Raw genomic sequence first — 26,681 nt, forward strand, 5'->3', positions numbered from 1 at the left:
AGTTCCAGGGGGGCCATAACTTGTTCCGAGGTGTTACCGCACTGACGCTGGACGCGAAGGGCCGCATGGCGATGCCTGCGCGCTACCGCGACCTGCTGCTGGAGCGCGCCGGGGGCAATCTGGTCATCACCATCCACACGGACGATCGCTGCCTGTGGATCTACCCCCAGCCGGAATGGGAGGAGATCGAGGCCAAGATCGCCGCCCTGCCTGCCTTCAATCCCATGACTACCAAGCTGCGCCGCCTGCTGGTCGGCTATGCCACCGACACCGAGATGGACGGTGCTGGCCGCATCCTGCTGGCGCCCACCCTGCGCGAGTACGCCGGCCTGGACCGCAAGTTGGTGCTGGTGGGGCAGGGCAAGAAATTCGAGCTGTGGGACGAAGAGCGCTGGAATGCCCAGCGTGATCAGATGCTGGCCGAGGGCGTGTTCCGCGCCGGTGAGGCACTGGCGCCCGAGCTGCAGAGCCTGGTGCTCTGATGATGATGGAACACAAGCCGGTGCTGCTGGCAGAGGTGCTGGCAGCGCTGCGGGTGCGCCCGGATGGCATCTATCTGGACGGCACCTTCGGCCGCGGCGGTCATGCCGCCGAGATCCTGGCGCGGCTCGGCCCCCAAGGCCGGTTGCTGGCGGTGGACAAGGATCCGCAGGCGGTGGCCGTGGCACAGCAGCGGTTCGGTAGCGATGTGCGTTTTTCCATCGAGCACGGCAGCTTCACCACGCTGGGGCAGCGGGTGGCAGAGCGCGGCTGGATGGGCAAGGTGGACGGCATTCTGCTCGATCTCGGGGTGTCATCGCCGCAGCTGGACGAGGCCGAGCGCGGTTTCAGTTTTCGCCTCGACGGTCCGTTGGACATGCGCATGGATCCGGAGAGTGGGATGAGCGCCGCCGATTGGCTGGCGCAGGCGGCGGAGGAGGAGATCGCCCGCGTGCTGAAGGAATACGGCGAAGAGCGGTTTGCCAAGCGCATTGCGCGCGCCATCGTGCGCAGCCGTGCCGAGGTACCCATCACCCGTACCGCGCAGTTGCAGGAGATCGTGGCGCGCGCCAATCCGGCCTGGGAAAAGGGCAAGGATCCGGCGACGCGTGCGTTCCAGGCGCTGCGCATCTTCATCAACCGCGAATTGGAAGATCTGGATGAGTTTCTGACGCAGAGCGTCGACATGCTGGCCGTAGGTGGGCGTATGGCAGTGATCAGCTTCCACTCGCTGGAAGACCGCCGGGTGAAGCAGTTCATCCGCCAGCAGCAGCAGGGGGAGGCGTTGCCGCCCGATCTGCCGTTGACCCAGGCACAGATGTGGCAGCCGCGGCTGCGTGCGGTGGGCAAGAAGATCGTCGCCGGTGCGCAGGAAGTGGCAGCCAATCCGCGGGCCCGCAGCGCGGTGTTGCGCGTGGCGGAGAAGCCGGCGTGATCGGACGCATGTTCCTCACCCTGCTCGCCGCTGCAGTGTTCGCCACCGCCCTGGGCGTGGTGTACACGCAGCATCAGGCACGCAAGTCGTTCGTGGAATTGCAGGCCCAGCACAAGATGCGCGATGACCTGAACATCGAGTGGGGCCGGCTGCAACTGGAACAGAGTACTTGGGCGACTCATGGCCGTATCGAGGTCATCGCCCGCGACAAACTGGACATGATGATTCCATCGCCGGCGGCGGTGGTGTTGGTGAAGCCATGAGCGAGCGCGAAAACATTCCGCACTATGCCGGGCGCCTGCGTTTCGTGCTGGGCGCCCTCGGCCTCGCCACCATGGTGCTGATGTGGCGGGCGGTGGACCTGCACGTCTTCAATCGTGAGTTTCTGCAGAATCAGGGCGACGCCCGCGCCCTGCGCGTGGTGGAGGTGCCGGCGCATCGCGGCATGATTACCGATCGCCACGGCGAGCCGCTGGCGATCAGTACACCGGTGGAATCGGTGTGGGCCAACCCCAAGGAGTTGGCGGCGGCGCGTGATCAGTGGAAGGCATTGGCCCGCGTGCTTGAAGTGGACCCGCGCTGGATGGAGCAACTGCTGGCACGGCGTCAGGAGCGCGAGTTCGTTTATCTGCGCCGCCATATCACGCCGGAACTGGCGCAAAAGGTGATGGCGCTGGAGATCCCCGGTGTGGCGTTGCAGCGGGAGTACCGCCGCTACTATCCCGCCGGCGAGGTGTTCGCCCATGTGGTCGGTTTTACCAACATCGATGATGTCGGCCAGGAAGGGATCGAACTGCTGCACAACGCCTGGCTCAAGGGTATCCCGGGCAGCAAGCGCGTGATCCGCGATCGTCTCGGCCGCATCGTGGAAAACGTGGAGAGCATCAGCGAACCGCGCCCCGGCCAGGATCTGCGTCTGGCGCTGGATCGCCGCGTGCAGTATCTCGCCTACCGTGAGCTGAAGGCGGCGGTGCAGCGCAGCCAGGCCCGCGCCGGATTTGCCGTGGTGCTGGATGTAACCACCGGCGAGGTACTGGCGATGGTCAATCAGCCGGCCTACAACCCCAACAACCGCGGCGATTTGAGCAATGATCGTCTGCGCAACCGTACCGTCACCGATGTGTTCGAACCGGGCTCCACCATCAAGCCGTTCACCGTGGCGGCAGCACTGGAGAGTGGCAAGTACCGTCCCGACACTCCCATCGACACCGGCAGTGGCTTTCTGCGTGTCAACAGCCGTCTCACCGTGCGTGATGTGCATAACTACGGCCGCATCGACGTCAGTCGCGTGATCCAGAAATCGAGCAACGTCGGCGCCGCCACCATGGCATTGGCCATCAAGCCGCAACAGCTGTGGGATGTGTTCAGCCGTCTTGGTCTCGGCAGCATCACTGCCAGCGCCTTCCCCGGCGAGGCCTCCGGTCTGCTCACCGATTATGTGCGCTGGCGTGAAACCGAGCGTGCCACCCTGTCCTATGGCTACGGACTCTCCGTCACCTCGCTGCAGTTGGCGCAGGCCTATGCCGCACTGGCCGCCGATGGCCGCATGCATGCGGTCACTCTGTTGCCGGTGGGTGGCGGTGTGGCGGATGAGCGCCAGGTGATGCATCCGCAGATCGCACAGCAGGTGCGTGCGATGCTGGAGCTGGCGGTGGGCAAGGACGGTACCGGCAGTCGCGCTGCCGTGCCCGGTTACCGCGTCGGTGGCAAGACCGGTACGGCGCGCAAGGTGACCAGCGGCGGTTACTCCGACAAACACTATATGGCGTTGTTCGCCGGCTTCGCCCCGGCCGCCACACCGCGTCTGGCGATGGTGGTGGTGATCGACGAGCCGCAGGGCAGCGAGTATTACGGCGGCCAGGTGGCGGCGCCGGTATTCGGGCGGGTCATGAGCGGTGCCCTGCGTCTGCTCGACATCGCGCCGGATGATTTGGAGTCGCTGGGCGTGAAGCTGGCCGACGTGACCGTACCGGCACCGGCGGCGTCTGCCAAGGCAACCTCGCGGGGTGTCCTATGATGGCCGCGCCGCGTCTGGAGCCGGGTTATGCGTTGGCGGAGCTGTTGCGCGGACTGGTGGATGGTTCCGTTGCTGCCGGTTGCCGCGTCACCGGCCTGACCCTGGACAGCCGCAAGGTGCAGCCGGGCGATTTGTTCATCGCGCTGGGTGGCAGCCGCGATCACGGCGCCGCGCATATCGCGCAGGCCGTGGAGCGCGGCGCTGTGGCGGTGCTGGTGGACGAGCAGGTGCCGCCGGCCAGTGTGGCGGTGTGGGAAATTCCGGTGGTGTCGGTGCTTGCCCTGCGCGCCAAGACCGGCAGCATCGCGGCGCGCTTCTATGGCGAGCCGAGCCGTGCCATGACGGTGTACGGCATCACCGGCACCAACGGCAAGACCTCGGTGAGCCAGTTCATCGCTCAGGCACTGTCCCTCGATGCACCCTGCGGCGTAATCGGCACCTTGGGCAGTGGCCTGTACGGCGCGCTGCGCAGCACCGGCCATACCACCCCCGACGCCGTCACGGTGCAGGCGGAACTGGCGGCGCAGCAGGCAGCCGGTGCCCCTCATGCGGTGATGGAGGTTTCTTCCCATGCCCTCGATCAGCAGCGGGTCGCCGGCATCGCCTTCACGGTGGCGGTGTTCACCAACCTGAGCCACGAACATCTGGATTATCACGGCGATATGGTGGCCTATGCGTTGGCCAAGCGGCGCCTGTTCCAGTGTGACGGTCTCAAGGCGGCGGTGATCAATCTTGATGATGCTACCGGCAGCCAATGGTACGGCGAGCTGGACGGTCGGCTCGATCGCATCGGTTACGGCTTCGGGCCGGTGGCGCAGCAAGCCACGGGTACGGTGCTGCGCGGCAGCGATCTGCAATTGAGCCCGGTGGGATTGTCGTTCACCGTATCGTCGCCCTGGGGTGAGGCGCGCATCGCCACTGCCCTGCTCGGCGCATTCAATGCCGCCAACCTGCTGGCTGCGCTGGGCGCACTGGTAGCGGGAGGCATGCGCTTCGACACGGCGGTGCAGCGCCTGAAACAGGTACATACGGTGCCGGGGCGGATGGAACGCTTCGGTACCGCACAGCAGCCGACGGTGGTAGTGGATTATGCCCACACCCCCGATGCGCTGGAGCAGGTGCTCAAGGCTTTGCGCGGCCATTGCACCGGCACGCTGTGGTGCGTGTTCGGCTGTGGTGGTGATCGCGATCGTGCCAAGCGTCCGCTGATGGGGCAACTGGCTGAGGCGCTGGCGGATCGGGTGGTGCTCACCGACGACAATCCGCGTAGCGAGAATCCCTGGGATATCATCGAAGACATCCAGCGCGGCATGAAGGAAGCGGACGCGGCCTACATCATGCGTGATCGCGCCGCTGCCATTGCGCATGCCATTGGCATGGCCGAGGCGGGCGACATCGTACTGGTGGCAGGCAAGGGGCATGAAACCGAACAGCTCATCGCCGGCCAGGTATTGCCGTTCTCCGATCGCGATGAAGTCGCACGCTGCCTGCGGGGAAAGAGTGATGTCTGAATCCAACTCCACCTCGCCGCAGCCGCAAGGCATTTGTACCCGTCTGACGCAGGCCGCGGCCTGGCTAGCGGCCGAGCGCACGGGTGCCGACGTGGAGTTCCATGGCGTCAGCACCGACACGCGATCGTTACCTGCCGGAGCGCTGTTCATCGCCCTGCGTGGCCCGCGCTTCGACGCCCATGACTACGTTGCCGAAGCGGCGGCGCGCGGCGCGGTCGCGTTACTGGTGGAGCGTGCGGTGGACAGCCCGCTGCCGCAGCTCATCGTACGGGATACCCGACTCGCGCTGGGGCGTCTGGCGGCAGCCTGGCGCCTGCACTGCAACACGCCACTGGTGGCGATTACCGGCAGCAACGGCAAGACCACGGTAAAGGAGATGAGCCGTGCCATCTTCGCTCAGAGCGGTGCGGTGCTGGCCACTGAGGGCAATCTGAACAACGACATCGGCGTGCCGCTGACCCTGCTGCGGCTCACGCCACAGCATCGCCATGCGGTGATCGAAATGGGGGCCAATCATGCCGGCGAGATCGCCTATTTGAGCGATCTGGCGCAGCCCGATGCGGCGGTGATCACCAACGCCGGTCCGGCCCACCTGGAAGGCTTTGGGTCCGTCGAGGGCGTGGCCCGCGCCAAGGGTGAGATCTACCGCGGCCTGCGCGAAAACGGTGTGGCGGTGATCAATGCCGACGATGCCTTTGCCGACCTGTGGCGCGGTATGGCCGGTACCCAGCGCCAGCTCTGTTTCGGCATGGCGCCAGAGGCCACCGTTACCGCGCGCTGGCAGCCGGAAGGGTGCGGCAGCCGGCTGTGGTTGCAGACCCCAGTGGGAGAGGCGGAACTGTTGCTGCCGGTGCCGGGACGCCACAACGTGATGAACGCCCTGGCCGCCGCCGCCTTGGCGCTGGCGCTGGACCTGAGCCTCGAGGCGATCCGCCGCGGCCTTGAAGGCATGCAGGGTGTGGCCGGCCGCCTGGCGCGGCGTGCCGCGTTCAACGGCGCCCAGCTCATCGACGACAGCTACAACGCCAATCCCGCCTCCATGCGCGCCGCCATCGATGTGCTCGCCGCCTGCGCCGCGCCGCGCATCTTGGTGGTGGGCGATATGGGCGAGCTGGGTGCGAACGCCATGCAGCTGCACCGTGAGGTTGGTGCCTATGCCCGTAGCGCCGGCATCGACGCGTTGTATGCCACTGGCCCGCTCAGTCTGGCCACGGTAGAGGGGTTCGGCATGCGGGCGCAGCATTTTGCGGATTGTGCGGCGCTGGCAGCAGCGCTGCGTAAGGTACTGACGGTGGATTCGACGGTACTGGTCAAGGGTTCGCGCAGCGCCCGCATGGAACGGGTGGTGGAAGCGCTGCAAGAAGGGGGGCGTGGCTGATGTTGTTGTACCTGACCGAATATCTGACGCGGTTCCATAGCGGTTTCAACGTATTTCAGTATCTCACCTTGCGCGCCATTCTCGGCATCCTTACGGCGTTGGCGATATCTCTGCTGCTCGGGCCGGCAATGATCCGCCGCCTCAGTCTGTATCAAATTGGCCAGCATGTGCGCAATGACGGGCCGCAGAGCCATCTGTCCAAGGCCGGTACGCCGACCATGGGGGGTGCGCTGATCCTGGTCGCCATCGTCATCAGCACCCTGTTGTGGGCCGACTTGGATAATCGTTACGTATGGGTGGTGTTGGTGGTGACCCTGCTGTTCGGTTTTGTCGGTTGGCTCGATGATTACATCAAGCTGGTGAAGAAGCAGTCACAGGGGCTGCGTGCCAAGCACAAATATCTGTTGCAGTCGATGTTCGGTTTCGGCGCCGCGATCTTCCTTTACTACACCGCCCAGGCTCCGGTGGAAACCCAGCTCATCGTGCCGTTCTTCAAGAACGTGGCGCTGCCGCTGGGGCTGGGTTTCATCCTGTTTACCTATCTGGTGATCGTCGGTTCCAGCAACGCCGTCAACCTCACCGATGGACTCGACGGTCTGGCCATCCTGCCCACCGTGATGGTGGCTGGTGCGCTCGGCGTGTTCGCCTATGTGGCTGGCCATGTGCATTTCGCCACCTATCTCGGCGTGCCCTATGTGCCCGGAGCCGGTGAGGTGGCAGTGATCTGTGGCGCGCTGGTGGGCGCCGGCCTCGGCTTTCTCTGGTTCAACACCTATCCGGCCCAGGTGTTCATGGGTGATATCGGTGCACTGGCCCTGGGCGCCGCGCTCGGCACCATCGCCGTGGTGGTGCGGCAGGAGATCGTGCTGTTCATCATGGGCGGCGTGTTCGTGATGGAAACCATCTCGGTGATTCTGCAGGTGGCCTCGTTCAAGCTTACCGGCCGGCGCATCTTTCGCATGGCGCCGCTGCACCACCACTTTGAATTGAAGGGCTGGCCGGAGCCACGCGTCATCGTACGCTTCTGGATCATCACCGTGATCCTGGTGTTGATCGGCCTGGCCTCGCTGAAGATACGCTGACGCAAGGGCGATGACCGCTATGACGCTGATCGTTGGGTTGGGCAAGACCGGACTCTCCGTAGCGCGCTTCCTGGCGCGCCGCGGCGAGCGGTTTGTCGTGGCCGACAGTCGCGTCAATCCGCCCGGTCTGGAACAGTTGCGCAGCGAGCGGCCGCATGTGGAGCTGCACCTCGGACCATTCGATGCCGCGCTGTTTCGCCGCCACACACGCCTCGTTGTCAGCCCCGGCGTGTCTTTGCAGGAGCCTGCTTTGTGTGCCGCGCGCGCGGCCGGGGCGGAGATCATTGGCGACATTGAACTGTTCGCGCGCAGCGTCGATGCACCGGTGGTGGGCATCACCGGCTCCAACGGCAAGAGCACGGTGACGACACTGGTGGGAGCGATGGCCGAGGCGTCCGGCCTGGAGACGCGGGTGGGCGGCAACTTGGGCACGCCGGCGCTGGAGTTGTTGCTGGAATCCGACGAGGCTGGCGCGCCTGAGCTGTACGTACTGGAACTGTCGAGCTTCCAGTTGGAGACGGTGAGTTCACTCAACTGCCGCGCCGCCACCGTGCTCAATCTCAGCGCCGATCATCTGGATCGCCACGGCGGCATGGAGGAGTACGCCGCGCTCAAACAGCGCATCTTCCAGGGTGATGGGGTGATGGTGTTGAACGCCGATGATGCGCGGGTGACGGCGATGGCTGCGCCGGGACGTGAGGTGCGCTGGTTCACCCTGGATGTGCCCGCCAGCAGCGAGGCCTACGGCGTGCGCTGGGTCGATGGCCGCACCTGTCTGTGCCGTGGTACCGAGGACATCATCGCCGTGGACGAATTGAAGATCGCCGGGCGCCACAACTGGGCCAATGCACTGGCGGCGCTGGCGCTGGGCGACGCGGTGGCGTTGCCGCGGGCAGCGATGCTGCGTGCGCTGCGTGAATTCACCGGTCTGCCCCATCGCTGTCAGTGGGTGGCGGAGATCAACGGTGTACATTGGTATGACGATTCCAAGGGTACCAACGTGGGTTCCACCCTCGCCGCGCTGTCCGGTATGCCGGGCGACAAGGTGGTGTTGATCGCCGGTGGTGACGGCAAGGGACAAGATTTTTCGCCGCTGCGCGAGGCGCTCGCCACCCATGCGCGTGCAGTGGTGCTCATCGGCCGTGATGCGCCACTCATCGAGCAGGCCATCCAGGGTGCGGTACCCATCGTGCATGCCGGCCGCAGCCTGGAACAGGCGGTGAGTGAGTGTACGCGCCTGGCACAACCGGGCGACTGTGTGCTGTTGTCACCGGCCTGCGCCAGCTTCGATATGTTCGACAACTATGTGCATCGCGCCGAGGTATTCGTCGCGGCGGTGCGGAGGCTGGCGGCATGATCGGCTCCGGTGTTTTGTGGCGCAACTATCGGCAGCCACCGCTGCGGCGCAGCCACGTCGCCGCGGTGGCGCAGGGTGATCTGCCCTTGCTGCTGGCGGTAATTGCTTTGCTGGCGCTGGGCCTGCTGATGGTGGGTTCGGCCTCCATCTCCATCGCCGATCGCCAGCTCGGGGCGCCGTTCCACTACCTGTTGCGCCAGGGTGTGTATGTCGGCGTCGGCGTACTGCTCGCCATCATCACGGTGCAGATCCCGCTGGCCGTGTGGCAGCGTCTCGGGCCGCTGTTGTTGTTGGTTAGCCTGGTCATGCTGTTGTTGGTGTTGATCCCTGGTGTGGGGCGCAACGTCAACGGCGCCACACGCTGGCTGTCGCTGGGGATCTTCAATCTGCAGGTGTCTGAGCTGGCGAAGATTGCGCTGATCATTTACGCCGCCGGTTATCTGGTGCGCCGCGGCGATGAGGTGCGCACCACGGTGCAGGGCTTCCTCAAGCCCATGAGTGTGCTGGTGGTGCTGGCGGTGTTGCTGTTGGCGCAGCCCGATTTCGGTGCCCTGGTGGTGTTGGGGGCGACCCTGCTCGGTATGCTGTTCCTGGCCGGTGTGCGTCTGTGGCTGTTCGGCCTGCTGGTGGCGCTGGCGGCGAGTGCGTTGGCGTTGCTGGCCATCACTTCGCCCTACCGCATGGAACGTCTCACCACCTTCATGAATCCCTGGGCCGATCCCTTTAACAGCGGCTTTCAGCTGACCCAGGCGCTCATCGCCTTCGGCCGCGGTGATTGGTTCGGCGTCGGTCTCGGCGGCAGTGTGCAAAAGCTGTTCTATCTGCCCGAGGCGCACACCGACTTCCTGTTCGCCGTGTTGGCCGAGGAGCTGGGGTTGTTCGGTGCCTTGGGCGTGATCCTGTTGTTCGTGTTCGTGGTGTGGCGCGCCTTCGTCATCGGCCGTGTTGCAGCGCAGGTAGGTGCCCACTTCGGCGCCTATCTCGCCTATGGCATTGCACTGCTGATTGGTTTGCAGGCCTTCATCAACCTCGGTGTGAACATGGGTGTGCTGCCCACCAAGGGCCTGACCCTGCCGCTGATGAGCTATGGCGGTTCCAGCATGCTGGTGACCTGCATCGCCATCGGTTTGCTGCTACGGGTGGATCGGGAAAATCGGCGCGGAGGGCAGACGGCATGACGGCCCCACGCATCCTGATCATGGCTGGCGGTACCGGGGGACACGTGTTCCCGGCCCTGGCCGTTGCTGAGGAGCTGCGCCGCCGCGGTGCGGTGGTGAGTTGGCTCGGCACCCGCGCTGGTATCGAGGCCGAGCTGGTGCCGCAGGCCGGCATCGACATCGATTTCATCAGCATCACCGGCCTGCGCGGCAAGGGTGCGCTGGGCTGGTTGCTGGCGCCGCTGCGCATTGTGCGTGCGCTGTGGCAGGCGCTGGCCGTGGTGCGTGCGCGTCAGCCGCAGGCGGTATTGGGGCTGGGCGGCTTTGCCTCCGGCCCTGGCGGCCTCGCGGCCTGGCTGAGCGGGCGGCCGCTGCTGATTCATGAACAGAATGCAGTAGCGGGCCTGACCAACCGGCTGTTGAGCCGCGTGGCGACGCAGGTGATGCAGGCCTTCCCCGACGCCTTTGCCGAGGCGCCTTGGGTGAGCACCTGCGGCAACCCGGTGCGTCCGGCGATCGCCGCGCTCGCTGCACCGGAGCAGCGCTATACCGCGCATCAGGGACCGCTGCGCCTGCTGGTGGTGGGCGGCAGCCTCGGTGCGATGGCGCTCAATGAGACCCTGCCGCAGGCGTTGGCACTGCTGCCGGTCGAGCAACGTCCGACGGTACGTCACCAGAGCGGGCGTCGTCATATGGAGACGGTGCGACAGGCGTATGCAAAGGCCGGCGTGGAGGCAGAACTGCTGCCGTTCATCGACGACATGGCGGCGGCCTATGACTGGGCCGATCTGGTGCTGTGCCGCGCCGGCGCCCTGACCGTGAGCGAACTGGCTGCGGCCGGTGTGGCAGCGGTGCTGGTGCCTTATCCCCATGCCGTGGATGACCACCAGACGCGCAACGCCGCCTATCTGGTCGATGCCGGTGCGGCACTGCTGTTGCCGCAGCACAACATGAATGCAGAGACGCTGGCAGCACTGCTGCGGCGTTTCACCGTAGATCCGCGCGCCGGACGCACCCAACTCGGTGTGATGGCGCAGGCGGCACGCCGTCTGGCACAGACCGATGCGACGGCGCTGGTGGCCGAGGCCTGTCTCGCCGCCACTGCAACGAGGAAGGCAGCATGAGCGTAAACAGCAACGGTACTCGCCGTGACGCCAATCCGATGGGCCGGATCCGCCGCATCCATTTCGTCGGTATCGGCGGTTCGGGCATGAGCGGTATCGCCGAGGTGCTGCTCAATCTCGGCTATGAGGTGTCGGGCTCCGACCTGAAGGAGAACGCGGTGACGCGCCGCCTTGCTGGTCTGGGCGCGCAGGTCTGCATCGGTCATGATGCGGTGCATGTGGCGGGCAGCGATGTGGTGGTGATCTCCACTGCCGTGCCGGCCGATAACCCCGAGGTGCTGGCGGCGCGCGAGCAGCGCATCCCGGTGGTGCCCCGTGCCGAGATGCTGGCCGAGCTGATGCGCTTCCGTCATGGCATCGCCGTGGCCGGCACCCACGGCAAGACCACCACCACCAGCCTGATCGCCAGCCTGCTGGCCGAGGGTGAACTCGACCCCACCTTCGTCATCGGCGGCAAGCTCAACAGTGCCGGCACCCATGCGCGGCTCGGCGCCAGCCGTTATCTGGTGGCCGAGGCCGATGAAAGCGATGCATCATTCCTTTATCTGCAGCCGATGACCGCCGTAGTGACCAACATCGATGCCGATCACATGGCCACCTACGGCGGCGATTTTTCCAAACTGCGTCAAACCTTCGTGGAATTCCTGCACCACCTGCCGTTCTACGGTTTGGCGGTACTGTGCCTGGATGATCCGGTGGTGCGCGAGATACTGCCCGAGGTGACGCGGCCGGTGCGCACCTACGGCCTGACGCCGGAGGCTGACATCTATGCGGTCGATGTGCGCCAGGATGGTCTGCGTAATCACTTCCGTGTCATGCGCCGCGAGGGCGGGGCCTGGCTGGATGTGACCCTGGCGTTGCCGGGACGGCACAACGTGTTGAACGCATTGGCGGCGATCACCGTGGCGCATGAGACCGGAGTGAGTGATGCGGCGATCCTGCGCGCCCTGGCGGCGTTCCAGGGCATTGGTCGGCGCTTCCAGTTGAACGGCGAAGTCGCCATGGGCGACGGCAGCGTCACCCTGGTGGATGACTATGGTCACCATCCGCGCGAGGTGGCGGCGACCATCCAGGCGGCGCGCGCCAGCTGGCCGGAACGGCGCCTGGTGGTGGCCTTCCAGCCGCACCGCTACAGCCGCACGCGAGACCTGTTCGAGGATTTCGCCGAGGTGCTGTCCAGCACCGATGCACTGTTGATGCTCGAGGTCTATCCCGCCGGCGAGAAGCCTATCCCGGGCGCCGACAGCCGTACGTTGTGCCGCGCCATCCGTGCCCGTGGTCAGGTCGACCCGGTATTCGTGGCGCATCCCGACGATCTGGCTGCGACACTGCGCGGCGTGTTGCATGCCGGTGATGTGCTACTCACCCTCGGCGCCGGCGATATCGGCGCCGCGGCAGCGGCGTTGCCGCAGCAACTGACGGAGGGCAAGTCATGATGGCGGCCCAGCGCAGCCAGCCGGTGCAGGGTGTGCTGCTCCAGAACGAGCCGATGGCGCGCCATACCACCTGGCGCGTGGGTGGTCCGGCGGCGCGCTATTACCAACCGGCGGGCATCGACGATCTGGCGCAGTTTCTCGCACAGGTGCCAGCGGAGGAGCCGCTGTTCTGGGTGGGGCTGGGCAGCAATTTGCTGGTACGCGACGGCGGCATACGCGGCACGGTGATCGCCACTGCGGGTCTGCTCAACGGCATCGAGCAGGTGGATGCGGTGACGGTGCGTGCCGAGGCCGGTGTGTCCTGCGCCAAGGTGGCGCGTTTCTGCGCGCGGCTTGGTTTGATTGGTGCGGAGTTCTTCGCCGGTATTCCGGGCACGCTGGGCGGCGCGCTGGCGATGAATGCCGGCGCCTTCGGCGGCGAGACCTGGAAACTTGTGCAGGCGGTGGAAACGCTGGATCGCGCAGGCCGTCGCCACCAGCGCAACATGAGCGACTACCAAGTCGGTTATCGCGAGGTGGCGGGACCGGCCGATGAGTGGTTTGTCGCCGCCACGCTGCAATTGCAGCACGGCGATACAGAGGCGGCCAGTGCGCGTATCCGCGAACTACTCGACAGGCGTGCGGCGACGCAGCCGACGCAGCAGCCCAACGCCGGTTCGGTGTTTCGCAATCCGCCCGGCGACTACGCGGCGCGGCTCATCGAATCGTGTGGGCTGAAAGGCCGTTGTATCGGCGGTGCTTGCGTGTCGGAGAAACATGCCAATTTCATCATCAATACCGGCTCGGCCACGGCGGCGGATATCGAGGCGCTGATCGATCTGGTGGCAATGACGGTGCAGCAGCGGTGCGGTGTCACGCTGCAGCGTGAGGTGCATATCGTGGGGGAACGTAGCGGTGGTTGAGGTGCGTGACGCCAAGGTGTTCGGCAAGGTCGCCGTGCTGATGGGCGGCTGGTCGGCCGAGCGTGAGATTTCGCTGAAGAGCGGCAAGGCCGTGCTGGCGGCGCTGCAGCGCCGCGGCGTGAGCGCGCACGGCATTGATGCTGGGCGTGATGTGTTGCAGGTGCTGGCACAAGGCAGCTATGCACGGGCCTTCATCGCCTGGCATGGCCGCGGCGGCGAAGACGGCGAGCTGCAGGGCGCCCTCGATTTGTTGCAGCTGCCCTATACCGGCAGCGGTGTGCTGGCGTCGGCCCTCGGCATGGACAAGTGGCGCAGCAAGATGGTGTGGCAGGCCGCTGGCCTGCCGGTACCGGAGTTCGAGCTGCTGACCGCGCAGAGCGATTTTGCCGCCGTGGAGCAGCGCCTCGGCCTGCCCTTGTTCGTCAAACCGGCCAACGAAGGCTCCAGCATCGGTGTCAGCAAGGTGAATGTCGCCGGCGCTACGCGCGCCGCCTACGCCGCCGCGGCGCAGTACGACCACCTGGTGTTGGCCGAGCGCTTCGTCGGCGGCGGCGAGTACACCGTCGCCATCCTCGGTGAGCGTGCTCTGCCTGCCGTACGTATCGTGCCGGCCACAGATTTTTACGACTACGAGGCCAAGTATTTCCGCGATGACACGCGCTACCTGTGCCCCTGTGGACTGCCGGCAGCACAGGAGGAGGAGATGCAGCAGTTGGCACTGCGCGCCTTCGCGGTACTCGGTTGCCGCGGTTGGGGGCGGGTGGATTTCCTGCTGGATACGGCCGGTCGGCCTTTCGTGCTCGAAGTGAACACCGTCCCGGGTATGACCGATCACAGTCTTGTGCCGATGGCGGCGCGGGCTGCCGGCATCGAGTTCGATGAACTGGTGTGGCGCATTCTGGAGGCGACGCTGCATGGGTAAGGCGCAGGCACGGCGCAAGCAGCAGGGATCGACGCGGCCGCAGTGGCTGCGCCAGTTGCCGCTGTTGCTCGGTCTGGCGGCGCTGGCTTCGGTTGGTGCCGCTGCCGCGCTGTGGCTGGCCGAGCCGGACAATCTGCCGCTGCGCACGGTGCGTGTGCAGGGCGCGATGTATCACGTGACGCCGCAAGAAGTGCAGGCCGCGGTGTTGCCTTATGCCCAGGCCGGATTCCTGCACATCGATATCAACGCCGTGCGTGCGGCACTGGAGCAACTGCCCTGGGTACACAGTGTGCAGGTGCGCCGTGCCTGGCCCGATGTGTTGCTGGTGCAACTGCGTGAACAGCAGGTACTGGCACGTTGGGCCGACGGCGGCTTGGTGAACCCGGAAGGCAATGTATTCAGGCCGCTGGAACCGGTGGCCGCCACGGATCTGCCGGTGCTGCGCGGACCGCAGGGCACTTCAGTGATGGTGACGGCGCAGTTCATCGAGTTGCAGCGCGCGCTGCTGCCACTGCAGCTGACCATCAGCGAAGTGGCGATGGATGAGCGCCGGGCCTGGAAGCTGGTGCTGGAAAACGGTTTGGAACTGATGCTTGGCCGTAACGAACATCCGGCGCGGATGGAGCGCTTTGTACGCGCCTGGCCGCGCATTCTGGGGCCGCGCAGTGCCACGGTGGCGCGCATCGATTTGCGCTACACCAACGGCTTCGCAGTCTCGTTCCGGCAGTCGTAGGAGTTGGGAGGAACGCATGTCCAGAAAAGGTGAAAAAAATCTGATCGTCGCCCTTGATATCGGCACCTCCAAGGTGGTGGCCATCGTCGGCGAGATCACCACGGCGGGCGAGGTCGACATCATCGGCATCGGCTCGCATCCGTCGCGCGGCCTGAAGAAGGGTGTGGTGGTGAATATCGAATCGACGGTGCAGTCCATTCAGCGCGCTGTGGAAGAGGCTGAGCTGATGGCCGGCTGCCAGATCCACTCGGTCTATGCCGGCATAGCCGGTAGCCATATCCGTAGCCTGAATTCACACGGCATCGTCGCCATCCGCGACAAGGAAGTGACACAGAGCGACATGGAGCGGGTGATCGACGCGGCCCGGGCGGTGGCGATTCCGGCAGATCAGAAGATTCTGCACGTGTTGCCGCAGGAGTTCGTCATCGACACCCAGGAGGGCATCCGCGAACCCATCGGCATGTCCGGTGTGCGGCTGGAGGCCAAGGTGCATCTGGTCACTGGCGCGGTGAGCGCCGCACAGAACATCGTCAAGTGCGTGCGCCGCTGCGGCCTGGAGGTGGACGACATCATCCTGGAGCAGCTGGCCTCCAGCAACGCAGTGCTGTCCGACGACGAAAAGGAGCTGGGTGTGTGCCTGGTGGACATCGGTGGCGGCACCACCGACATCGCCGTGTTTACCGAGGGCGCCATCCGCCATACGGCGGTGATCCCCATCGCCGGTGACCAGGTGACCAACGACATCGCCGTGGCCCTGCGCACGCCGACCCAGCATGCCGAGGACATCAAGATCAAATACGGCTGCGCCCTGGCGCAGTTGGCCAGCGCCGACGAGACCATCGAAGTGCCCAGCGTGGGTGACCGTCCAGCGCGGCGCCTGGCGCGCCAGACCCTGGCCGATGTGGTGGAGCCGCGCTATGAGGAGCTGTTCACCCTGGTGCAAGCGGAATTGCGTCGCAGTGGTTTCGAGGATCTGTGTGCCGCCGGTGTGGTGCTCACCGGCGGTACCGCCAAGATGGAAGGTGTGGTGGATTTGGCGGAAGAGATTTTTCATATGCCGGTGCGGCTCGGTGTGCCGCAGGGCGTCAACGGGCTGGTGGATGTGGTACGCAATCCCATCTACTCCACCGGCGTGGGTTTGTTGTTGTTCGGGTTGCATAACCGCGGCGGCGGTGTGGCGTCGGAGCTGCACGGTGCCGGTGGTTTATCGCACGTGATCCAGCGGATGAAGAGCTGGTTCCAGGGGAATTTCTAAATTTCTGCCTCGTGGCAGGGCTCAACAGGGGAAGAGGAGGTACACCATGTTCGAACTGATGGATACGCAGGCGCAAAATGCCATTATCAAGGTGGTGGGTGTCGGTGGCGGCGGCGGTAATGCCGTGGAGCACATGCTGCTGCAGGATATTGACGGCGTCGATTTCATCTGCGCCAATACCGACGCCCAGGCGTTGAAGAAGTCCGGTGCCCGCACTGTGCTGCAGTTGGGCGGGGCCGTGACCAAGGGGCTGGGCGCTGGCGCCAACCCGGAGGTGGGTCGCCAGGCGGCCATCGAGGACCGTGATCGCATCGCCGAGGTGCTGGAAGGCGCCGACATGGTGTTCATCACCGCCGGCATGGGTGGCGGTACCGGTACTGGTGGTGCGCCCATCGTGGCCCAGGTGGCCAAGGATCTGGGTATCCTGACGGTGGCGGTGGTGACCAAGCCGTTCCCGTTCGAGGGCAAGAAGCGCATGACGGTGGCCGAGGAGGGTATCAAGGAGCTGAAGCAGTACGTCGATTCCCTGATCACCATCCCCAACGAGAAGCTGCTGTCGGTGCTGGGCAAGCAGATCAGTCTGCTCGATGCCTTCAAGGCGGCCAATGACGTGTTGCTGGGCGCGGTGCAGGGCATCGCCGAACTGATCACCCGCCCGGGCCTGATTAATGTCGACTTTGCCGATGTTCGTACGGTTATGTCGGAGATGGGCATGGCCATGATGGGCAGCGGCGTCGCTTCCGGCGAGGACCGCGCCCGCGTTGCCGCCCAGGCCGCCATCGCCAGCCCCCTGCTGGAGGACATCAATCTGTCCGGCGCCCGCGGTATCCTGGTGAACGTCACCGCCGGCCTGGACATGTCCATCGGCGAGTTCGAGGAGGTGGGCAATACCATCAAGGAATTCGCCTCCGAGAACGCCACGGTTGTGGTCGGTACCGTCATTGACCCCAATATGTCGGGTGAGCTGCGGGTTACCGTGGTGGCGACCGGCCTGGGCAACGGTGCCGCCGTGCAGGCGGAGCAGCCGGTACGCCTGGTGGTGAACCGCGCCAGCAACGGTGAGGTAGACTACGGCGTGCTGGAGCGTCCGACCGTGCTGCGCAACCAGCCGCCCAGCCAGGAGCGCTTCAACAAGGAGGCTGACGGCAGTCTGGATTATCTGGATATCCCGGCCTTCCTGCGCCGCCAGGCGGACTGACCGTACCTCCCCTGGGGGGAGGGGGGTATTTGTGAACCCGTTCGCTAGGAATGGGCATTGCCCTATGGTATAGTTTTGCCCAAGTTGGCGGTATAACCGCTTGTTGCAACAGGAAGTTTGGGCAGATTGGGAACGAAATGATACGGCAGAGAACCCTGAAAAACGTCATTCGCGCTACGGGCGTGGGTCTGCATACGGGCGAAAAGGTGTATCTCACCCTGCGCCCCGCCCCGGTGGATGCCGGTATCATTTTCCGTCGTGTCGATCTCAATCCGCCAGTTGAAATCGAGGCCAAGGCAGAGAATGTGGGCGACACCACCATGTCCACCACGCTCACCAAGGGCGATGTGCGCATCTCTACCGTGGAGCACATGCTGTCGGCGTTGGCCGGCCTCGGTATCGACAACGCCTATATCGATTTGAGCGCGCCGGAAGTGCCGATCATGGACGGCAGCGCCGGCCCGTTCGTGTTCCTCATTCAGTCTGCCGGCATCGTCGAGCAGGCTGCCTCCAAGCGCTTCATTCGCATCAAGCGTACCGTGCGCATCGAGGACGGTGATCGCTGGGTGCAGTTCGAACCGTTCGACGGCTTCAAGGTAGCGATGGAGATCGACTTCGATCATCCCGCCTTCCGCGGCCGCAGCCAGCTCTCCTGTATCGATTTTTCCACCACCTCCTTCGTCAAGGAAGTGAGCCGCGCCCGTACCTTTGGCTTCATGAGCCAGCTGGAGATGCTGCGCAGCCGCAATCTGGCCTTGGGCGGCAGTCTGGACAATGCCGTGGTGGTGGACGATTACCGCGTACTCAACGAGGATGGCCTGCGCTACGACGACGAGTTCGTCAAGCACAAGGTACTGGACGCCATCGGCGATCTGTACCTGTTGGGCTGCAGCCTGATCGGTGCCTTCAGTGGCCACAAATCCGGCCATGAACTGAACAATAAGTTGCTGCGTAAGCTGCTGGCGGAACAGGATGCCTGGGAACAGGTGACCTTTGATGACCCGCAGCAGGCACCGATCTCCTATATTCAGCCGGTGGTCGCGGTTTAATCGGCCGGTTTGTTGCGCGCCCGGCGCGCCAGACGTTTGAGGGCGCTGCGCAGGCCCGGATCGGAAAGCGTATCAGCGGTGCTGTCCAGAAGGGCGGCATTGTCGGCCGATAAAATGGCCGGTCGCGTCACGGGGGAGGCCGGTTGCGCCAGGGGGGAAACCCGGATATCGATGCCCTGCAGGTGTGTGAGGGATGGCGCCTTGTGCAGACAACGCAGCAGTTGTGGCACGAGATAGCGCAGGCGCGTCGCCCACGCGGCGGAGTCGGTGTGAATGACCAGCCGACCGTTGTTCAGATTCGCGACCCGGGTATGGGCGGCAGCCTCGGGGTCGAGGCAGGCCGCCAGTTGTGTGTCGAGTGATTGCAGCTGGCGCGCGTGTTCAAGTAGCCGGGCAGTCGTGCCGACACTTAATAGTAGGTGTAATAAGCGCGGTTTGGTCATGGGGCAAGTCTATAACATTTGAACGTTAACAACCCTGCTCAGGATGGGGTTCAGGCGACTGGATAGGGGACGATGAATATATTATTTATCTCCAGACAACTCGGATGCTCCAGTTGTGTCAGCGTCGGGCGACGCGGCATGGTGGCGTTGGCACTGGCCGTATTCTTGGTGATTCCCGCTTTGGCAGTGTACGGCGGTTATCGTATGGGTTTTTCCGATGCCAAGACGTCCGTCTTGGTGGCCGGTGGCTTGCAGGGTGAGCTGGATAGCCAGCGTCGTGCCATCGATGATGCCAAACGTACTGCTGAAGAGAACCTCAACGCCCTGGCCTTGCGCATGGGACAGATGCAGGCTCACGTGATGCGTCTGGATGCCATGGGGCAACGGCTGACCCGCATGGCGGGGCTGGAAGACGGCGAATTTAACTTTGAGAATCCCCCCGCCCTTGGCGGCCCCGAGAGCGCCTCCGTGCAGCAATCGATGCAGGTTCCCGATTTCATCGCTCTGCTGGATAACCTGTCGTTGCAGCTGCAGAATCGTGGCGATCAGTTGAGCGTGCTGGAAACCATGCTGCTCAATCGCAACCTGCAGGCTGAAGTATTGCCGGCGGGCCGCCCGGTGCGCAGCGGCTGGATCTCCTCGCCTTATGGCATCCGTACGGATCCGTTCAGCGGCCGTCTGGCCCATCACAATGGCATCGACTTTGCCGGTAAGGAGGGGGCCGAGGTGGTTGCCGTGGCCTCCGGTGTGGTCACCTGGTCCGGTACCCGTTTCGGTTACGGCAACCTGGTCGAGATCAATCACGGCAAAGGCTATGTCACCCGCTATGGCCACAACAAGTCCATATTGGTGAAGGTCGGCGACACCGTGAAAAAGGGCCAGACCTTGGCCACCATGGGTTCCACCGGTCGCTCTACCGGCCCCCATGTGCATTTTGAAGTACTGCGTAACGGTCGCGCCGTCGATCCGGCACGCTACGTCCAGGCCGTACGCTGATCCCTGTCTTCCGGCAGCCCTCGCTGCCGGATTCTCTCTTCCCCGCTACAGTCGTTTTCCGCTTTGCGCCATGGTTTGGGCCTTCCCGCCGGTGAGAAATACGGGCTGATTTGCGGTATCATCAGCGCTATTTCTTTCACGCAGAAAAGCAAGCGGTCCTATGGTCAGCAGATTTCTCAGCAAGATATTCGGCAGCCGTAATGAGCGGCTAATCAAGCGGTTGCGCAAGACAGTTGCTCAGATCAATGCCCTGGAGACAGGTCTGGAACAACTGTCCGACGAGGCCTTGCGCGGAAAAACGGCAGAGTTTCGTGCGCGCCTGGCCCAGGGCACGGCTCTGGATGATTTGCTGCCCGAGGCCTTCGCCGTGGTGCGCGAAGCCGGCAAGCGCGTGCTGGGTATGCGTCATTACGACGTGCAGCTTATCGGCGGCATGGTGTTGCACCAGGGCAAGATTGCCGAGATGCGTACCGGCGAAGGCAAGACCCTGGTGGCGACGCTGGCGGCCTATCTCAATGCGCTGCCCGGCAAGGGCGTGCATGTCATCACGGTGAACGATTATCTGGCCAGCCGCGACGCCGGCTGGATGGGCAAGCTGTATGCATTTCTCGGCATGACCACCGGCGTCATCGTCGGCAACATGTCACATGAAGACAAGCGCGCCGCTTATGCTGCCGACATCACCTATGGCACCAACAATGAGTTTGGCTTCGACTATCTGCGCGACAACATGGCCTTCAGCGTGGCGGAGAAGGTGCAGCGCGAACTGAATTTTGCCATCGTCGACGAAGTGGACTCGATCCTGATCGATGAGGCGCGTACACCGCTGATTATCTCCGGTCCGGCGGAAGACAGTTCCGCGCGCTATAAGCAGATCAATGCCCTGATTCCCAAGCTGCAGCGCCAGCTCGAAGAGGGCGCCGGTGGCGACTACAGCGTCGATGAAAAGGCACGCCAGGTGTACCTCACCGAGGAGGGGCACCAGCATGTGGAGGAGTTGATGTCCGCCAACGGACTACTGGCCGAGGGGGAGAGCCTGTACGATGCGGCCAACATCGGTCTGATGCATCACCTCAATGCCGCGCTGCGGGCCCACGCCCTTTATCAGCGCGATGTGGATTACATCGTCAAGGACGGCCAGATCGTCATCGTGGATGAGTTTACCGGCCGTACCATGCCGGGCCGACGTTGGTCCGACGGCCTGCACCAGGCGGTCGAGGCCAAGGAAGGGGTGCGCGTCCAGAACGAAAATCAGACCCTCGCCTCCATTACGTTCCAGAACTATTTCCGTCTCTACGACAAGCTGTCTGGCATGACCGGTACGGCAGATACCGAGGCGTTCGAGTTTCAGCAAATCTACGGCTTGGAGGTTGTCGTCATTCCCACCCATCGACCGATGGTGCGAGAAGATTTCGGCGACCTGATTTTCCTCACGGTCGAGGAAAAATTTGCCGCCATCATTCAGGACATCAAGGAGCGGCATGCCGCCGGGCAGCCGATTCTGGTGGGTACCACATCCATTGAAGCCTCCGAGATGCTGTCGCGCCAGCTCAAGGCGAGTGGCATCAAGCACGAAGTGCTCAATGCCAAACAGCATGAACGCGAAGCGGAGATCGTGGCTCAGGCGGGCCGTCCTGGCGCCGTGACTATCGCCACCAATATGGCTGGTCGTGGTACCGACATCGTATTGGGCGGCAATCTGCAGACGGAACTCGAAGCCCTGGGGGACGACGCCGCGCGGCAGGCAGCGCGCGAGGCATGGAACAAGCGGCACGAGGCGGTGGTTGCGGCAGGGGGGCTGCACATTATCGGCACCGAGCGGCATGAGTCTCGCCGCATCGATAACCAGCTGCGTGGCCGTTCCGGTCGCCAGGGTGATCCCGGCTCCACCCGCTTCTACCTGTCGCTACAGGACAACCTGATGCGCATCTTCGCTTCCGATCGTGTCGGGGCCCTGATGCAGCGCCTGGGCATGCAGCAGGGCGAGGCCATCGAGCACCCCTGGGTGAGCAAGGCGATTGAAAATGCGCAGCGCAAGGTCGAGGGACACAATTTCGATATTCGCAAGCAGTTGCTCGAATATGACGATGTTGCCAACGATCAGCGCAAGGTGATCTACGAGCAGCGCAATGAACTGATGGCCGCCGAGGACATCTCGGCGACGATCAATGTGCTGCGCAACGATGTGCTCAATGAGGCCATCAACGCCTATATCCCGCCGCAGAGCCTGGATGAGATGTGGGACGTGCCGGGACTGGAGGCCGCGCTGGAGCATGACTTCGGGCTGAAGTTCGATATTTCCGGCTGGCTCGCCGCCGACGCCAATCTGCATGAAGAGACGCTGCGGCAACGCATCATTGATGAGGCGGAGAAGCTCTATGCGGCCAAGGAAGAGCAGGCGGGCGCCGCCGTGCTGCGCCATTTCGAGAAGGCCGTGATGCTGCAGACGCTGGACAGTCATTGGAAGGAACACCTGGCGGCGATGGATTATCTGCGTCAGGGCATTCATCTGCGTGGCTACGCACAGAAGAATCCCAAGCAGGAGTACAAGCGCGAGGCTTTCGCACTGTTCAACCAGATGCTGGAGCGCATCAAGCAGGAAGTCGTCACCGTGTTGAGCAAGGTACAGGTGCGCGCCGAAGCCGATGTGGAGGCCGTGGAGCAGCAGCGCCGCAGCCAAGTGCCGATGGAATATCAGCATGCCGCAGTATCGGCCTTGCAGGATGATTCAGCATCCGGTGAAGACTCGGTCAAGCCGTTTGTGCGCGACGGCCGCAAGGTGGGGCGCAATGAGCCTTGTCCTTGTGGTTCGGGCAAGAAATACAAGCAGTGTCACGGGCGTATGGAATAAACAAGGAACAAATCATGGCCGTGGGTTTCGAGGGTTTGCCCCAATTGTTGCCGGTGCGCGGTTTTCGCATCGGCATCGCCTCGGCCGGCATCAAGAAGCCGGGCCGGCGTGATGTGGTAGTGATGGAATTGGCCGCGGGCGCCACGTGCGCCGGCATGTTTACCCGCAATGCCTTTTGTGCGGCCCCGGTGACGGTGGCCAAGCAGCATCTGGCCGCAGCGGCGCCGCGCTATTTCCTGGTCAATACCGGCAATGCCAATGCTGGCACCGGTAGGCAGGGTTTGGCCGACGCGCAGCAGAGTTGCGCCGCACTGGCTCAACTCGCCGGTTGCGACGGCGCTCAGGTACTGCCGTTCTCCACCGGCGTGATCGGTGAGCCCTTGCCGCTGGCGAAGATCACGGCCGTATTGCCGCAGGCCCTCGCCGGCTTGGGCGAAGACAACTGGGTGGATGCGGCGCACGGCATCATGACCACCGACACCGTCCCCAAGGGGTGTTCGCGCCGGCTTGCACTCAGCGGCGGTGAAATCGTCATCACAGGGATCGCCAAGGGTTCTGGCATGATTCGCCCCGACATGGCCACCATGCTGTCCTATATCGCCACCGACGCCAAGGTGGAACAGTCGGTTCTGCAACAGGTGCTCGATGGTGCTGTGCGCAGTTCGTTCAACCGCATCACCGTCGATGGTGATACCTCCACCAATGATGCCTGCATGCTGGTAGCGAGCGGCGCCTCCGGCGTAGCCGTGGCCGCTGGTTCCACTGACTTTGCCGCGCTCAGTCAGGCGGTGACCGAGGTGTGCGAGTTTTTGGCGCAGGCCATTGTGCGCGATGGCGAAGGCGCCACCAAGCTGATCACCATCGACGTGGTCAATGGCCGAAAGGTGCAGGAGTGTGAGCAGGTGGCGTTTACCATCGCGCACTCACCTTTGGTAAAGACCGCGTTTTTCGCATCGGACCCCAACTGGGGCCGTATCCTGGCGGCGGTGGGGCGCGCAGGGGTAACGGATCTGGATCTCGATGCGATTACGATCCACCTGGGCGATGTCTGCATCGTGCGTGATGGCGGCCGGGCCGCCGATTACACCGAGGAGCGTGGTGCGGCGGTGATGGCGCAGGCCGAAATCACCATCCGTGTCGATCTGCGGCGCGGCGGCGCGGCGGCGCGGGTATGGACCTGCGACTTCTCCTACGACTACGTCCGCATCAACGCCGAGTACCGCTCCTGATCCCGACTATTCATGTGGCTGTCGCAGCCATCGTCAACCAGGAGGGGCTGGTCCTCATCACCCGCCGTCCGCTCCATGTCCATCAAGGCGGGCGGTGGGAATTTCCCGGCGGCAAGGTCGAAGCCGGCGAAGATGTGCTGGCTGCCCTGGGGCGGGAACTGCATGAAGAGTTGGGGATCGACGTTCTGCAGGCTCGTCCGCTGATCCGTATCCCTCATCGCTATCCTGATCGTCAGGTGCTGCTCGATGTGTGGCGTGTCGACGACTTCGCCGGTCATGTCCATGGCCGCGAGGGACAGGCGCTGCGCTGGGTGACGGTCGGCGCACTTTCCGATTACGAGTTTCCTCCTCCCAACCGGCCGATCATTGCGGCCTTGCGTCTGCCCGATCGTTACCTCATTACGCCGGAGCCGGGTGGCCCGGACGACTGGCCGAGCTTTCTTGCTCATCTGGAACATAGCCTGCGGCGCGGAGTCCGCTTGGTACAACTGCGTGCCAAACAGTTAGCCAGTGCAGAGCTGCACCAGCTGACACCAAAGGTACGCGAGCTGTGCCGTCGCCATGGGGCGCGCGTACTGTTGAATGGCGCACCAGAGTTGGCACTGGCGCTCGGTATGGACGGTGTTCAATTGAGCAGCAAGGCCCTGATGCGCGTTGACCAGCGCCCGGCATTGCCCGCGGACATGCTGGTGGGGGCCTCATGTCATACGGCCGAGGAACTGGCACATGCCGGCGCCATTGCTGCCGATTTCGCATTGCTGTCGCCGGTGCAGGCGACGCAGAGCCATCCGGAAACCATACCGCTAGGCTGGGAGCGGTTCGCCCAATGGACCGATGAGTGTTGCATCCCGGTCTATGCCTTGGGCGGCATGACGGCAGAGGATATCCCGACGGCATGGCGGCATGGTGGGCAGGGCGTGGCGGCGATACGCGGCTTGTGGTGAGTGGCCGCTAGTGGTAGCAAAGCTAGAACCCATCGCAAAAAACGCGTCGTAGTTCCTCCCCCGCGAGCGGGGCGCTAGTCAGTGTGCAACGCCGTCTTCATCCTGCACCTGCAGTTGCGTGAATTCGGCGGGTTCGGCAGGGATGGCGTGACTACCATCGGCCCAGGCGCCGAGATCGATCAGGCGGCAACGCTCGCTGCAGAATGGCCGCCAGCGTTCCTCTGCCACCCAGCGTACCGGCTTGCCGCAGGTCGGGCATTTGATGACAGTCTGGTTCATAGCGCACAGCAGGTCAGGCGGAAGGATACATCCTCGCTTGCCTGCTTGGGCCGCTCATTGGGGTAGGGCTGCAGGAAACGGATGGCGAAGCGATGTTTGCCGCCACTGACTTCGGCGTAGTAGGGCAGTTCCGCCTGTAGTCCGATGCGCACCAACTGGAAGGGGACAGCGGGGTCGAGGGCATGCTGGTAGACACCGCTCTCTGCTACCGCCGTGGAGGGTTCGGCGCTGTTGCGGATAAGTTTCAGAATCAGTTCCACTGATTGGCGCACCGTATCCAGTGATCCCAACCAACGTTCGAGATCGGCGTGGCGCTGTTCGTGCGGCTGGTGCAGCCACTGGTGGTAAAGCGGCAGATCAAAATCGCAGGTGCCGCCGGGGATGCTGCTGCGTTGGCGGATGGCGTTGAGAAATTCGTTGTCGCGCAGCTCCTGGCCCAGTTGGCCTTCCATGTCGTGCAGCAGGCCGCGCAGCTTGTTGAGCCAGTGCAGGATGTTTTTCAGCTGCGTGTGATCAACACCGCTCTTCTCGGTCAGGCGGCCGAGGTTGACCGCATTGCGCTCCAGTTCCTTGATCAGTTCCGTCTTGAGATCGCCGCGACTGAATACGGTCAGGATATCCATCACATTGCCGAGTACGGCACGGGCATCCCAGACGGTGCTGCCGGACATGAAGTGCTTGATCTGGCGAAACAGGAATTCCAGACGCAGCAGGGTCCGCACACGCTCGTTCAGGGGATGTTCGTATGTGATGTATTTTTGCACGGTGCGTTATCAAATGGGCGCGGTATGCAGCCTACAAGCTACGACGCTGCGGCAAGCTGCAGGTATTTGCGGTGCAGTTGTTCCACCTGGCCTGCCAGTTGTTCCGGACCGGCATCATTGACCACGATGTCGTCGGCAGCAGCCAGTCGCTTTTCCCGAGAAATCTGCGCGGCAATTATAGCATGGACCTCTTCGGCCGGGCGCCCGTCGCGCTGCCGGGTGCGGCTGACCTGCAGCTCCGGCGGGGCGTCGACGACCAGAACACGGTCCACCAGGGATTGCCATCCCGTTTCGAGCAGGAGCGGTACCACCACGATGCAATAGGGACCATGCGCCTGGGCCATCAGTTCCAGGGTCCGGCTGCGGATGAGGGGGTGCAGAATATCTTCCAGTTGCTTGCGCTTGGCGGGATCGGCGAACACGATTCGGCGCAGGCGGGAGCGGTCAAGCATGTCGCCTGCCGCCATGACTTCAGGACCGAATAGGTCAGCTATGCGTTTTGTCGCTTCGGTGCCCGGGGCCGTCAACTCGTGGGCGAGGCGATCGGTATCGATGACGGGGACGCCACGCACGGCGAACAGTTCGGCCACCGTGCTCTTGCCGCTGCCGATGCCGCCGGTGAGGCCGATGCGCAGCATGG

Annotated in this window: 25 protein-coding genes; 21 read left to right on the forward strand and 4 right to left on the reverse strand. The window is 63.9% G+C overall.

The window, feature by feature from the left end:
* The first annotated feature begins 20 nt into the window (after window positions 1-20).
* The 17 genes from mraZ (at window position 21) to lpxC (ending at window position 18,535) form a co-directional block, all read left to right on the forward strand.
* Window positions 21-482, forward strand: a complete 462-nt coding sequence (mraZ, locus tag ACMV8A_RS08930) for a division/cell wall cluster transcriptional repressor MraZ (protein ID WP_495325425.1) — start codon at window positions 21-23, stop codon at window positions 480-482.
* Window positions 482-1,414 (forward strand): 16S rRNA (cytosine(1402)-N(4))-methyltransferase RsmH, encoded by a 933-nt coding sequence (gene rsmH / locus ACMV8A_RS08935; RefSeq protein WP_495325426.1) that lies wholly within the window; start codon window positions 482-484, stop codon window positions 1,412-1,414. The genes mraZ and rsmH overlap by 1 nt, the downstream gene beginning before the upstream one ends.
* Window positions 1,411-1,677 (forward strand): cell division protein FtsL, encoded by a 267-nt coding sequence (ftsL, locus tag ACMV8A_RS08940; RefSeq protein WP_495325427.1) that lies wholly within the window; start codon window positions 1,411-1,413, stop codon window positions 1,675-1,677. Before rsmH ends, ftsL begins: the two co-directional genes overlap by 4 nt.
* A complete protein-coding gene (locus tag ACMV8A_RS08945) occupies window positions 1,674-3,431 on the forward strand; it encodes a peptidoglycan D,D-transpeptidase FtsI family protein (protein WP_495325428.1) in 1,758 nt (585 codons plus the stop codon). Before ftsL ends, ACMV8A_RS08945 begins: the two co-directional genes overlap by 4 nt.
* Complete coding sequence (locus tag ACMV8A_RS08950; protein ID WP_495325429.1) at window positions 3,431-4,942, forward strand: UDP-N-acetylmuramoyl-L-alanyl-D-glutamate--2,6-diaminopimelate ligase; 1,512 nt, start codon at window positions 3,431-3,433, stop codon at window positions 4,940-4,942. The genes ACMV8A_RS08945 and ACMV8A_RS08950 overlap by 1 nt, the downstream gene beginning before the upstream one ends.
* The gene (locus ACMV8A_RS08955) at window positions 4,935-6,320 is read left to right on the forward strand and encodes a UDP-N-acetylmuramoyl-tripeptide--D-alanyl-D-alanine ligase (protein WP_495325430.1); all 1,386 of its coding nucleotides are present in this window, start codon (window positions 4,935-4,937) and stop codon (window positions 6,318-6,320) included. The genes ACMV8A_RS08950 and ACMV8A_RS08955 overlap by 8 nt, the downstream gene beginning before the upstream one ends.
* A complete protein-coding gene (gene mraY / locus ACMV8A_RS08960) occupies window positions 6,320-7,402 on the forward strand; it encodes a phospho-N-acetylmuramoyl-pentapeptide-transferase (protein ID WP_495325431.1) in 1,083 nt (360 codons plus the stop codon). Before ACMV8A_RS08955 ends, mraY begins: the two co-directional genes overlap by 1 nt.
* Before the next feature lie 10 nt (window positions 7,403-7,412).
* The gene (gene murD / locus ACMV8A_RS08965; RefSeq protein ID WP_495325432.1) at window positions 7,413-8,759 is read left to right on the forward strand and encodes a UDP-N-acetylmuramoyl-L-alanine--D-glutamate ligase; all 1,347 of its coding nucleotides are present in this window, start codon (window positions 7,413-7,415) and stop codon (window positions 8,757-8,759) included.
* The gene (ftsW, locus tag ACMV8A_RS08970) at window positions 8,756-9,937 is read left to right on the forward strand and encodes a putative lipid II flippase FtsW (RefSeq protein WP_495325433.1); all 1,182 of its coding nucleotides are present in this window, start codon (window positions 8,756-8,758) and stop codon (window positions 9,935-9,937) included. Before murD ends, ftsW begins: the two co-directional genes overlap by 4 nt.
* The gene (murG, locus tag ACMV8A_RS08975) at window positions 9,934-11,040 is read left to right on the forward strand and encodes an undecaprenyldiphospho-muramoylpentapeptide beta-N-acetylglucosaminyltransferase (RefSeq protein WP_495325434.1); all 1,107 of its coding nucleotides are present in this window, start codon (window positions 9,934-9,936) and stop codon (window positions 11,038-11,040) included. Before ftsW ends, murG begins: the two co-directional genes overlap by 4 nt.
* The gene (gene murC / locus ACMV8A_RS08980; protein ID WP_495325435.1) at window positions 11,037-12,476 is read left to right on the forward strand and encodes a UDP-N-acetylmuramate--L-alanine ligase; all 1,440 of its coding nucleotides are present in this window, start codon (window positions 11,037-11,039) and stop codon (window positions 12,474-12,476) included. Before murG ends, murC begins: the two co-directional genes overlap by 4 nt.
* Window positions 12,473-13,378 (forward strand): UDP-N-acetylmuramate dehydrogenase, encoded by a 906-nt coding sequence (gene murB / locus ACMV8A_RS08985; protein WP_495325436.1) that lies wholly within the window; start codon window positions 12,473-12,475, stop codon window positions 13,376-13,378. Before murC ends, murB begins: the two co-directional genes overlap by 4 nt.
* A 1-nt stretch (window position 13,379) precedes the next feature.
* Window positions 13,380-14,300 carry a D-alanine--D-alanine ligase gene (locus ACMV8A_RS08990; RefSeq protein ID WP_495325490.1) on the forward strand — a complete coding sequence of 307 codons (921 nt, stop codon included), beginning with the start codon at window positions 13,380-13,382 and terminating at the stop codon, window positions 14,298-14,300.
* The gene (locus tag ACMV8A_RS08995; protein WP_495325437.1) at window positions 14,293-15,033 is read left to right on the forward strand and encodes a cell division protein FtsQ/DivIB; all 741 of its coding nucleotides are present in this window, start codon (window positions 14,293-14,295) and stop codon (window positions 15,031-15,033) included. Before ACMV8A_RS08990 ends, ACMV8A_RS08995 begins: the two co-directional genes overlap by 8 nt.
* Window positions 15,034-15,049: 16 nt before the next feature.
* Window positions 15,050-16,288 (forward strand): cell division protein FtsA, encoded by a 1,239-nt coding sequence (gene ftsA / locus ACMV8A_RS09000; protein ID WP_495325438.1) that lies wholly within the window; start codon window positions 15,050-15,052, stop codon window positions 16,286-16,288.
* 46 nt (window positions 16,289-16,334) lie between these two features.
* Window positions 16,335-17,486: a cell division protein FtsZ gene (gene ftsZ, locus ACMV8A_RS09005; RefSeq protein ID WP_495325439.1), complete on the forward strand. Its 1,152-nt coding sequence runs from the start codon at window positions 16,335-16,337 to the stop codon at window positions 17,484-17,486.
* Between the two features lie 137 nt (window positions 17,487-17,623).
* Window positions 17,624-18,535, forward strand: a complete 912-nt coding sequence (gene lpxC, locus ACMV8A_RS09010) for a UDP-3-O-acyl-N-acetylglucosamine deacetylase (protein ID WP_495325440.1) — start codon at window positions 17,624-17,626, stop codon at window positions 18,533-18,535.
* Here the strand turns inward: lpxC and ACMV8A_RS09015 are convergent.
* On the reverse strand, window positions 18,532-18,978 hold the full coding sequence (locus ACMV8A_RS09015; protein WP_495325441.1) for a DUF721 domain-containing protein: 447 nt from the start codon (window positions 18,976-18,978) through the stop codon (window positions 18,532-18,534). The genes lpxC and ACMV8A_RS09015 overlap by 4 nt on opposite strands.
* A gap of 72 nt (window positions 18,979-19,050) precedes the next feature.
* On the opposite strand from ACMV8A_RS09015, the gene ACMV8A_RS09020 reads away from it, so the two are divergent.
* The 4 genes from ACMV8A_RS09020 to ACMV8A_RS09035 all read left to right on the forward strand — a co-directional run bounded on the left by ACMV8A_RS09020 (window position 19,051) and on the right by ACMV8A_RS09035 (window position 24,998).
* Window positions 19,051-19,974: a M23 family metallopeptidase gene (locus tag ACMV8A_RS09020; RefSeq protein ID WP_495325442.1), complete on the forward strand. Its 924-nt coding sequence runs from the start codon at window positions 19,051-19,053 to the stop codon at window positions 19,972-19,974.
* A 160-nt stretch (window positions 19,975-20,134) separates the two neighbouring features.
* On the forward strand, window positions 20,135-22,825 hold the full coding sequence (secA, locus tag ACMV8A_RS09025) for a preprotein translocase subunit SecA (RefSeq protein WP_495325443.1): 2,691 nt from the start codon (window positions 20,135-20,137) through the stop codon (window positions 22,823-22,825).
* Window positions 22,826-22,839: 14 nt separating this feature from the next.
* Window positions 22,840-24,054: a bifunctional glutamate N-acetyltransferase/amino-acid acetyltransferase ArgJ gene (argJ, locus tag ACMV8A_RS09030; protein WP_495325444.1), complete on the forward strand. Its 1,215-nt coding sequence runs from the start codon at window positions 22,840-22,842 to the stop codon at window positions 24,052-24,054.
* 14 nt (window positions 24,055-24,068) lie between these two features.
* Window positions 24,069-24,998, forward strand: a complete 930-nt coding sequence (locus tag ACMV8A_RS09035) for a Nudix family hydrolase (RefSeq protein WP_495325445.1) — start codon at window positions 24,069-24,071, stop codon at window positions 24,996-24,998.
* 78 nt (window positions 24,999-25,076) lie between these two features.
* Here ACMV8A_RS09035 and ACMV8A_RS09040 read toward each other — a convergent pair whose 3' ends face one another.
* From ACMV8A_RS09040 to coaE, 3 genes are read right to left on the reverse strand one after another with little or no spacing between them, the layout of a single operon-like run.
* Window positions 25,077-25,277 carry a DNA gyrase inhibitor YacG gene (locus tag ACMV8A_RS09040; protein ID WP_495325446.1) on the reverse strand — a complete coding sequence of 67 codons (201 nt, stop codon included), beginning with the start codon at window positions 25,275-25,277 and terminating at the stop codon, window positions 25,077-25,079.
* On the reverse strand, window positions 25,274-26,041 hold the full coding sequence (gene zapD, locus ACMV8A_RS09045) for a cell division protein ZapD (protein ID WP_495325447.1): 768 nt from the start codon (window positions 26,039-26,041) through the stop codon (window positions 25,274-25,276). Before zapD ends, ACMV8A_RS09040 begins: the two co-directional genes overlap by 4 nt.
* Window positions 26,042-26,079: 38 nt before the next feature.
* A complete protein-coding gene (gene coaE / locus ACMV8A_RS09050; RefSeq protein ID WP_495325448.1) occupies window positions 26,080-26,679 on the reverse strand; it encodes a dephospho-CoA kinase in 600 nt (199 codons plus the stop codon).
* Between the last annotated feature and the right edge of the window lie 2 nt (window positions 26,680-26,681).

It is taken from the genome of Sulfurivermis sp. (assembly GCF_059410345.1).

Excerpts from the sequence above, each read along its gene's own strand:
- rsmH (WP_495325426.1), top strand. The coding sequence starts at position 482 with ATGATGATGGAACACAAGCCGGTGCTGCTGGCAGAGGTGCTGGCAGCG.
- ACMV8A_RS08945 (WP_495325428.1), top strand. The coding sequence starts at position 1,674 with ATGAGCGAGCGCGAAAACATTCCGCACTATGCCGGGCGCCTGCGTTTC.
- ACMV8A_RS08950 (WP_495325429.1), top strand. The coding sequence starts at position 3,431 with ATGGCCGCGCCGCGTCTGGAGCCGGGTTATGCGTTGGCGGAGCTGTTG.
- ACMV8A_RS08955 (WP_495325430.1), top strand. The coding sequence starts at position 4,935 with ATGTCTGAATCCAACTCCACCTCGCCGCAGCCGCAAGGCATTTGTACC.
- mraY (WP_495325431.1), top strand. The coding sequence starts at position 6,320 with ATGTTGTTGTACCTGACCGAATATCTGACGCGGTTCCATAGCGGTTTC.
- murD (WP_495325432.1), top strand. The coding sequence starts at position 7,413 with ATGACCGCTATGACGCTGATCGTTGGGTTGGGCAAGACCGGACTCTCC.
- ftsW (WP_495325433.1), top strand. The coding sequence starts at position 8,756 with ATGATCGGCTCCGGTGTTTTGTGGCGCAACTATCGGCAGCCACCGCTG.
- murG (WP_495325434.1), top strand. The coding sequence starts at position 9,934 with ATGACGGCCCCACGCATCCTGATCATGGCTGGCGGTACCGGGGGACAC.
- murC (WP_495325435.1), top strand. The coding sequence starts at position 11,037 with ATGAGCGTAAACAGCAACGGTACTCGCCGTGACGCCAATCCGATGGGC.
- murB (WP_495325436.1), top strand. The coding sequence starts at position 12,473 with ATGATGGCGGCCCAGCGCAGCCAGCCGGTGCAGGGTGTGCTGCTCCAG.
- ACMV8A_RS08995 (WP_495325437.1), top strand. The coding sequence starts at position 14,293 with ATGGGTAAGGCGCAGGCACGGCGCAAGCAGCAGGGATCGACGCGGCCG.
- ftsA (WP_495325438.1), top strand. The coding sequence starts at position 15,050 with ATGTCCAGAAAAGGTGAAAAAAATCTGATCGTCGCCCTTGATATCGGC.
- ftsZ (WP_495325439.1), top strand. The coding sequence starts at position 16,335 with ATGTTCGAACTGATGGATACGCAGGCGCAAAATGCCATTATCAAGGTG.
- lpxC (WP_495325440.1), top strand. The coding sequence starts at position 17,624 with ATGATACGGCAGAGAACCCTGAAAAACGTCATTCGCGCTACGGGCGTG.
- ACMV8A_RS09015 (WP_495325441.1), bottom strand. The coding sequence starts at position 18,978 with ATGACCAAACCGCGCTTATTACACCTACTATTAAGTGTCGGCACGACT.
- ACMV8A_RS09020 (WP_495325442.1), top strand. The coding sequence starts at position 19,051 with ATGAATATATTATTTATCTCCAGACAACTCGGATGCTCCAGTTGTGTC.
- secA (WP_495325443.1), top strand. The coding sequence starts at position 20,135 with ATGGTCAGCAGATTTCTCAGCAAGATATTCGGCAGCCGTAATGAGCGG.
- argJ (WP_495325444.1), top strand. The coding sequence starts at position 22,840 with ATGGCCGTGGGTTTCGAGGGTTTGCCCCAATTGTTGCCGGTGCGCGGT.
- ACMV8A_RS09040 (WP_495325446.1), bottom strand. The coding sequence starts at position 25,277 with ATGAACCAGACTGTCATCAAATGCCCGACCTGCGGCAAGCCGGTACGC.
- coaE (WP_495325448.1), bottom strand. The coding sequence starts at position 26,679 with ATGCTGCGCATCGGCCTCACCGGCGGCATCGGCAGCGGCAAGAGCACG.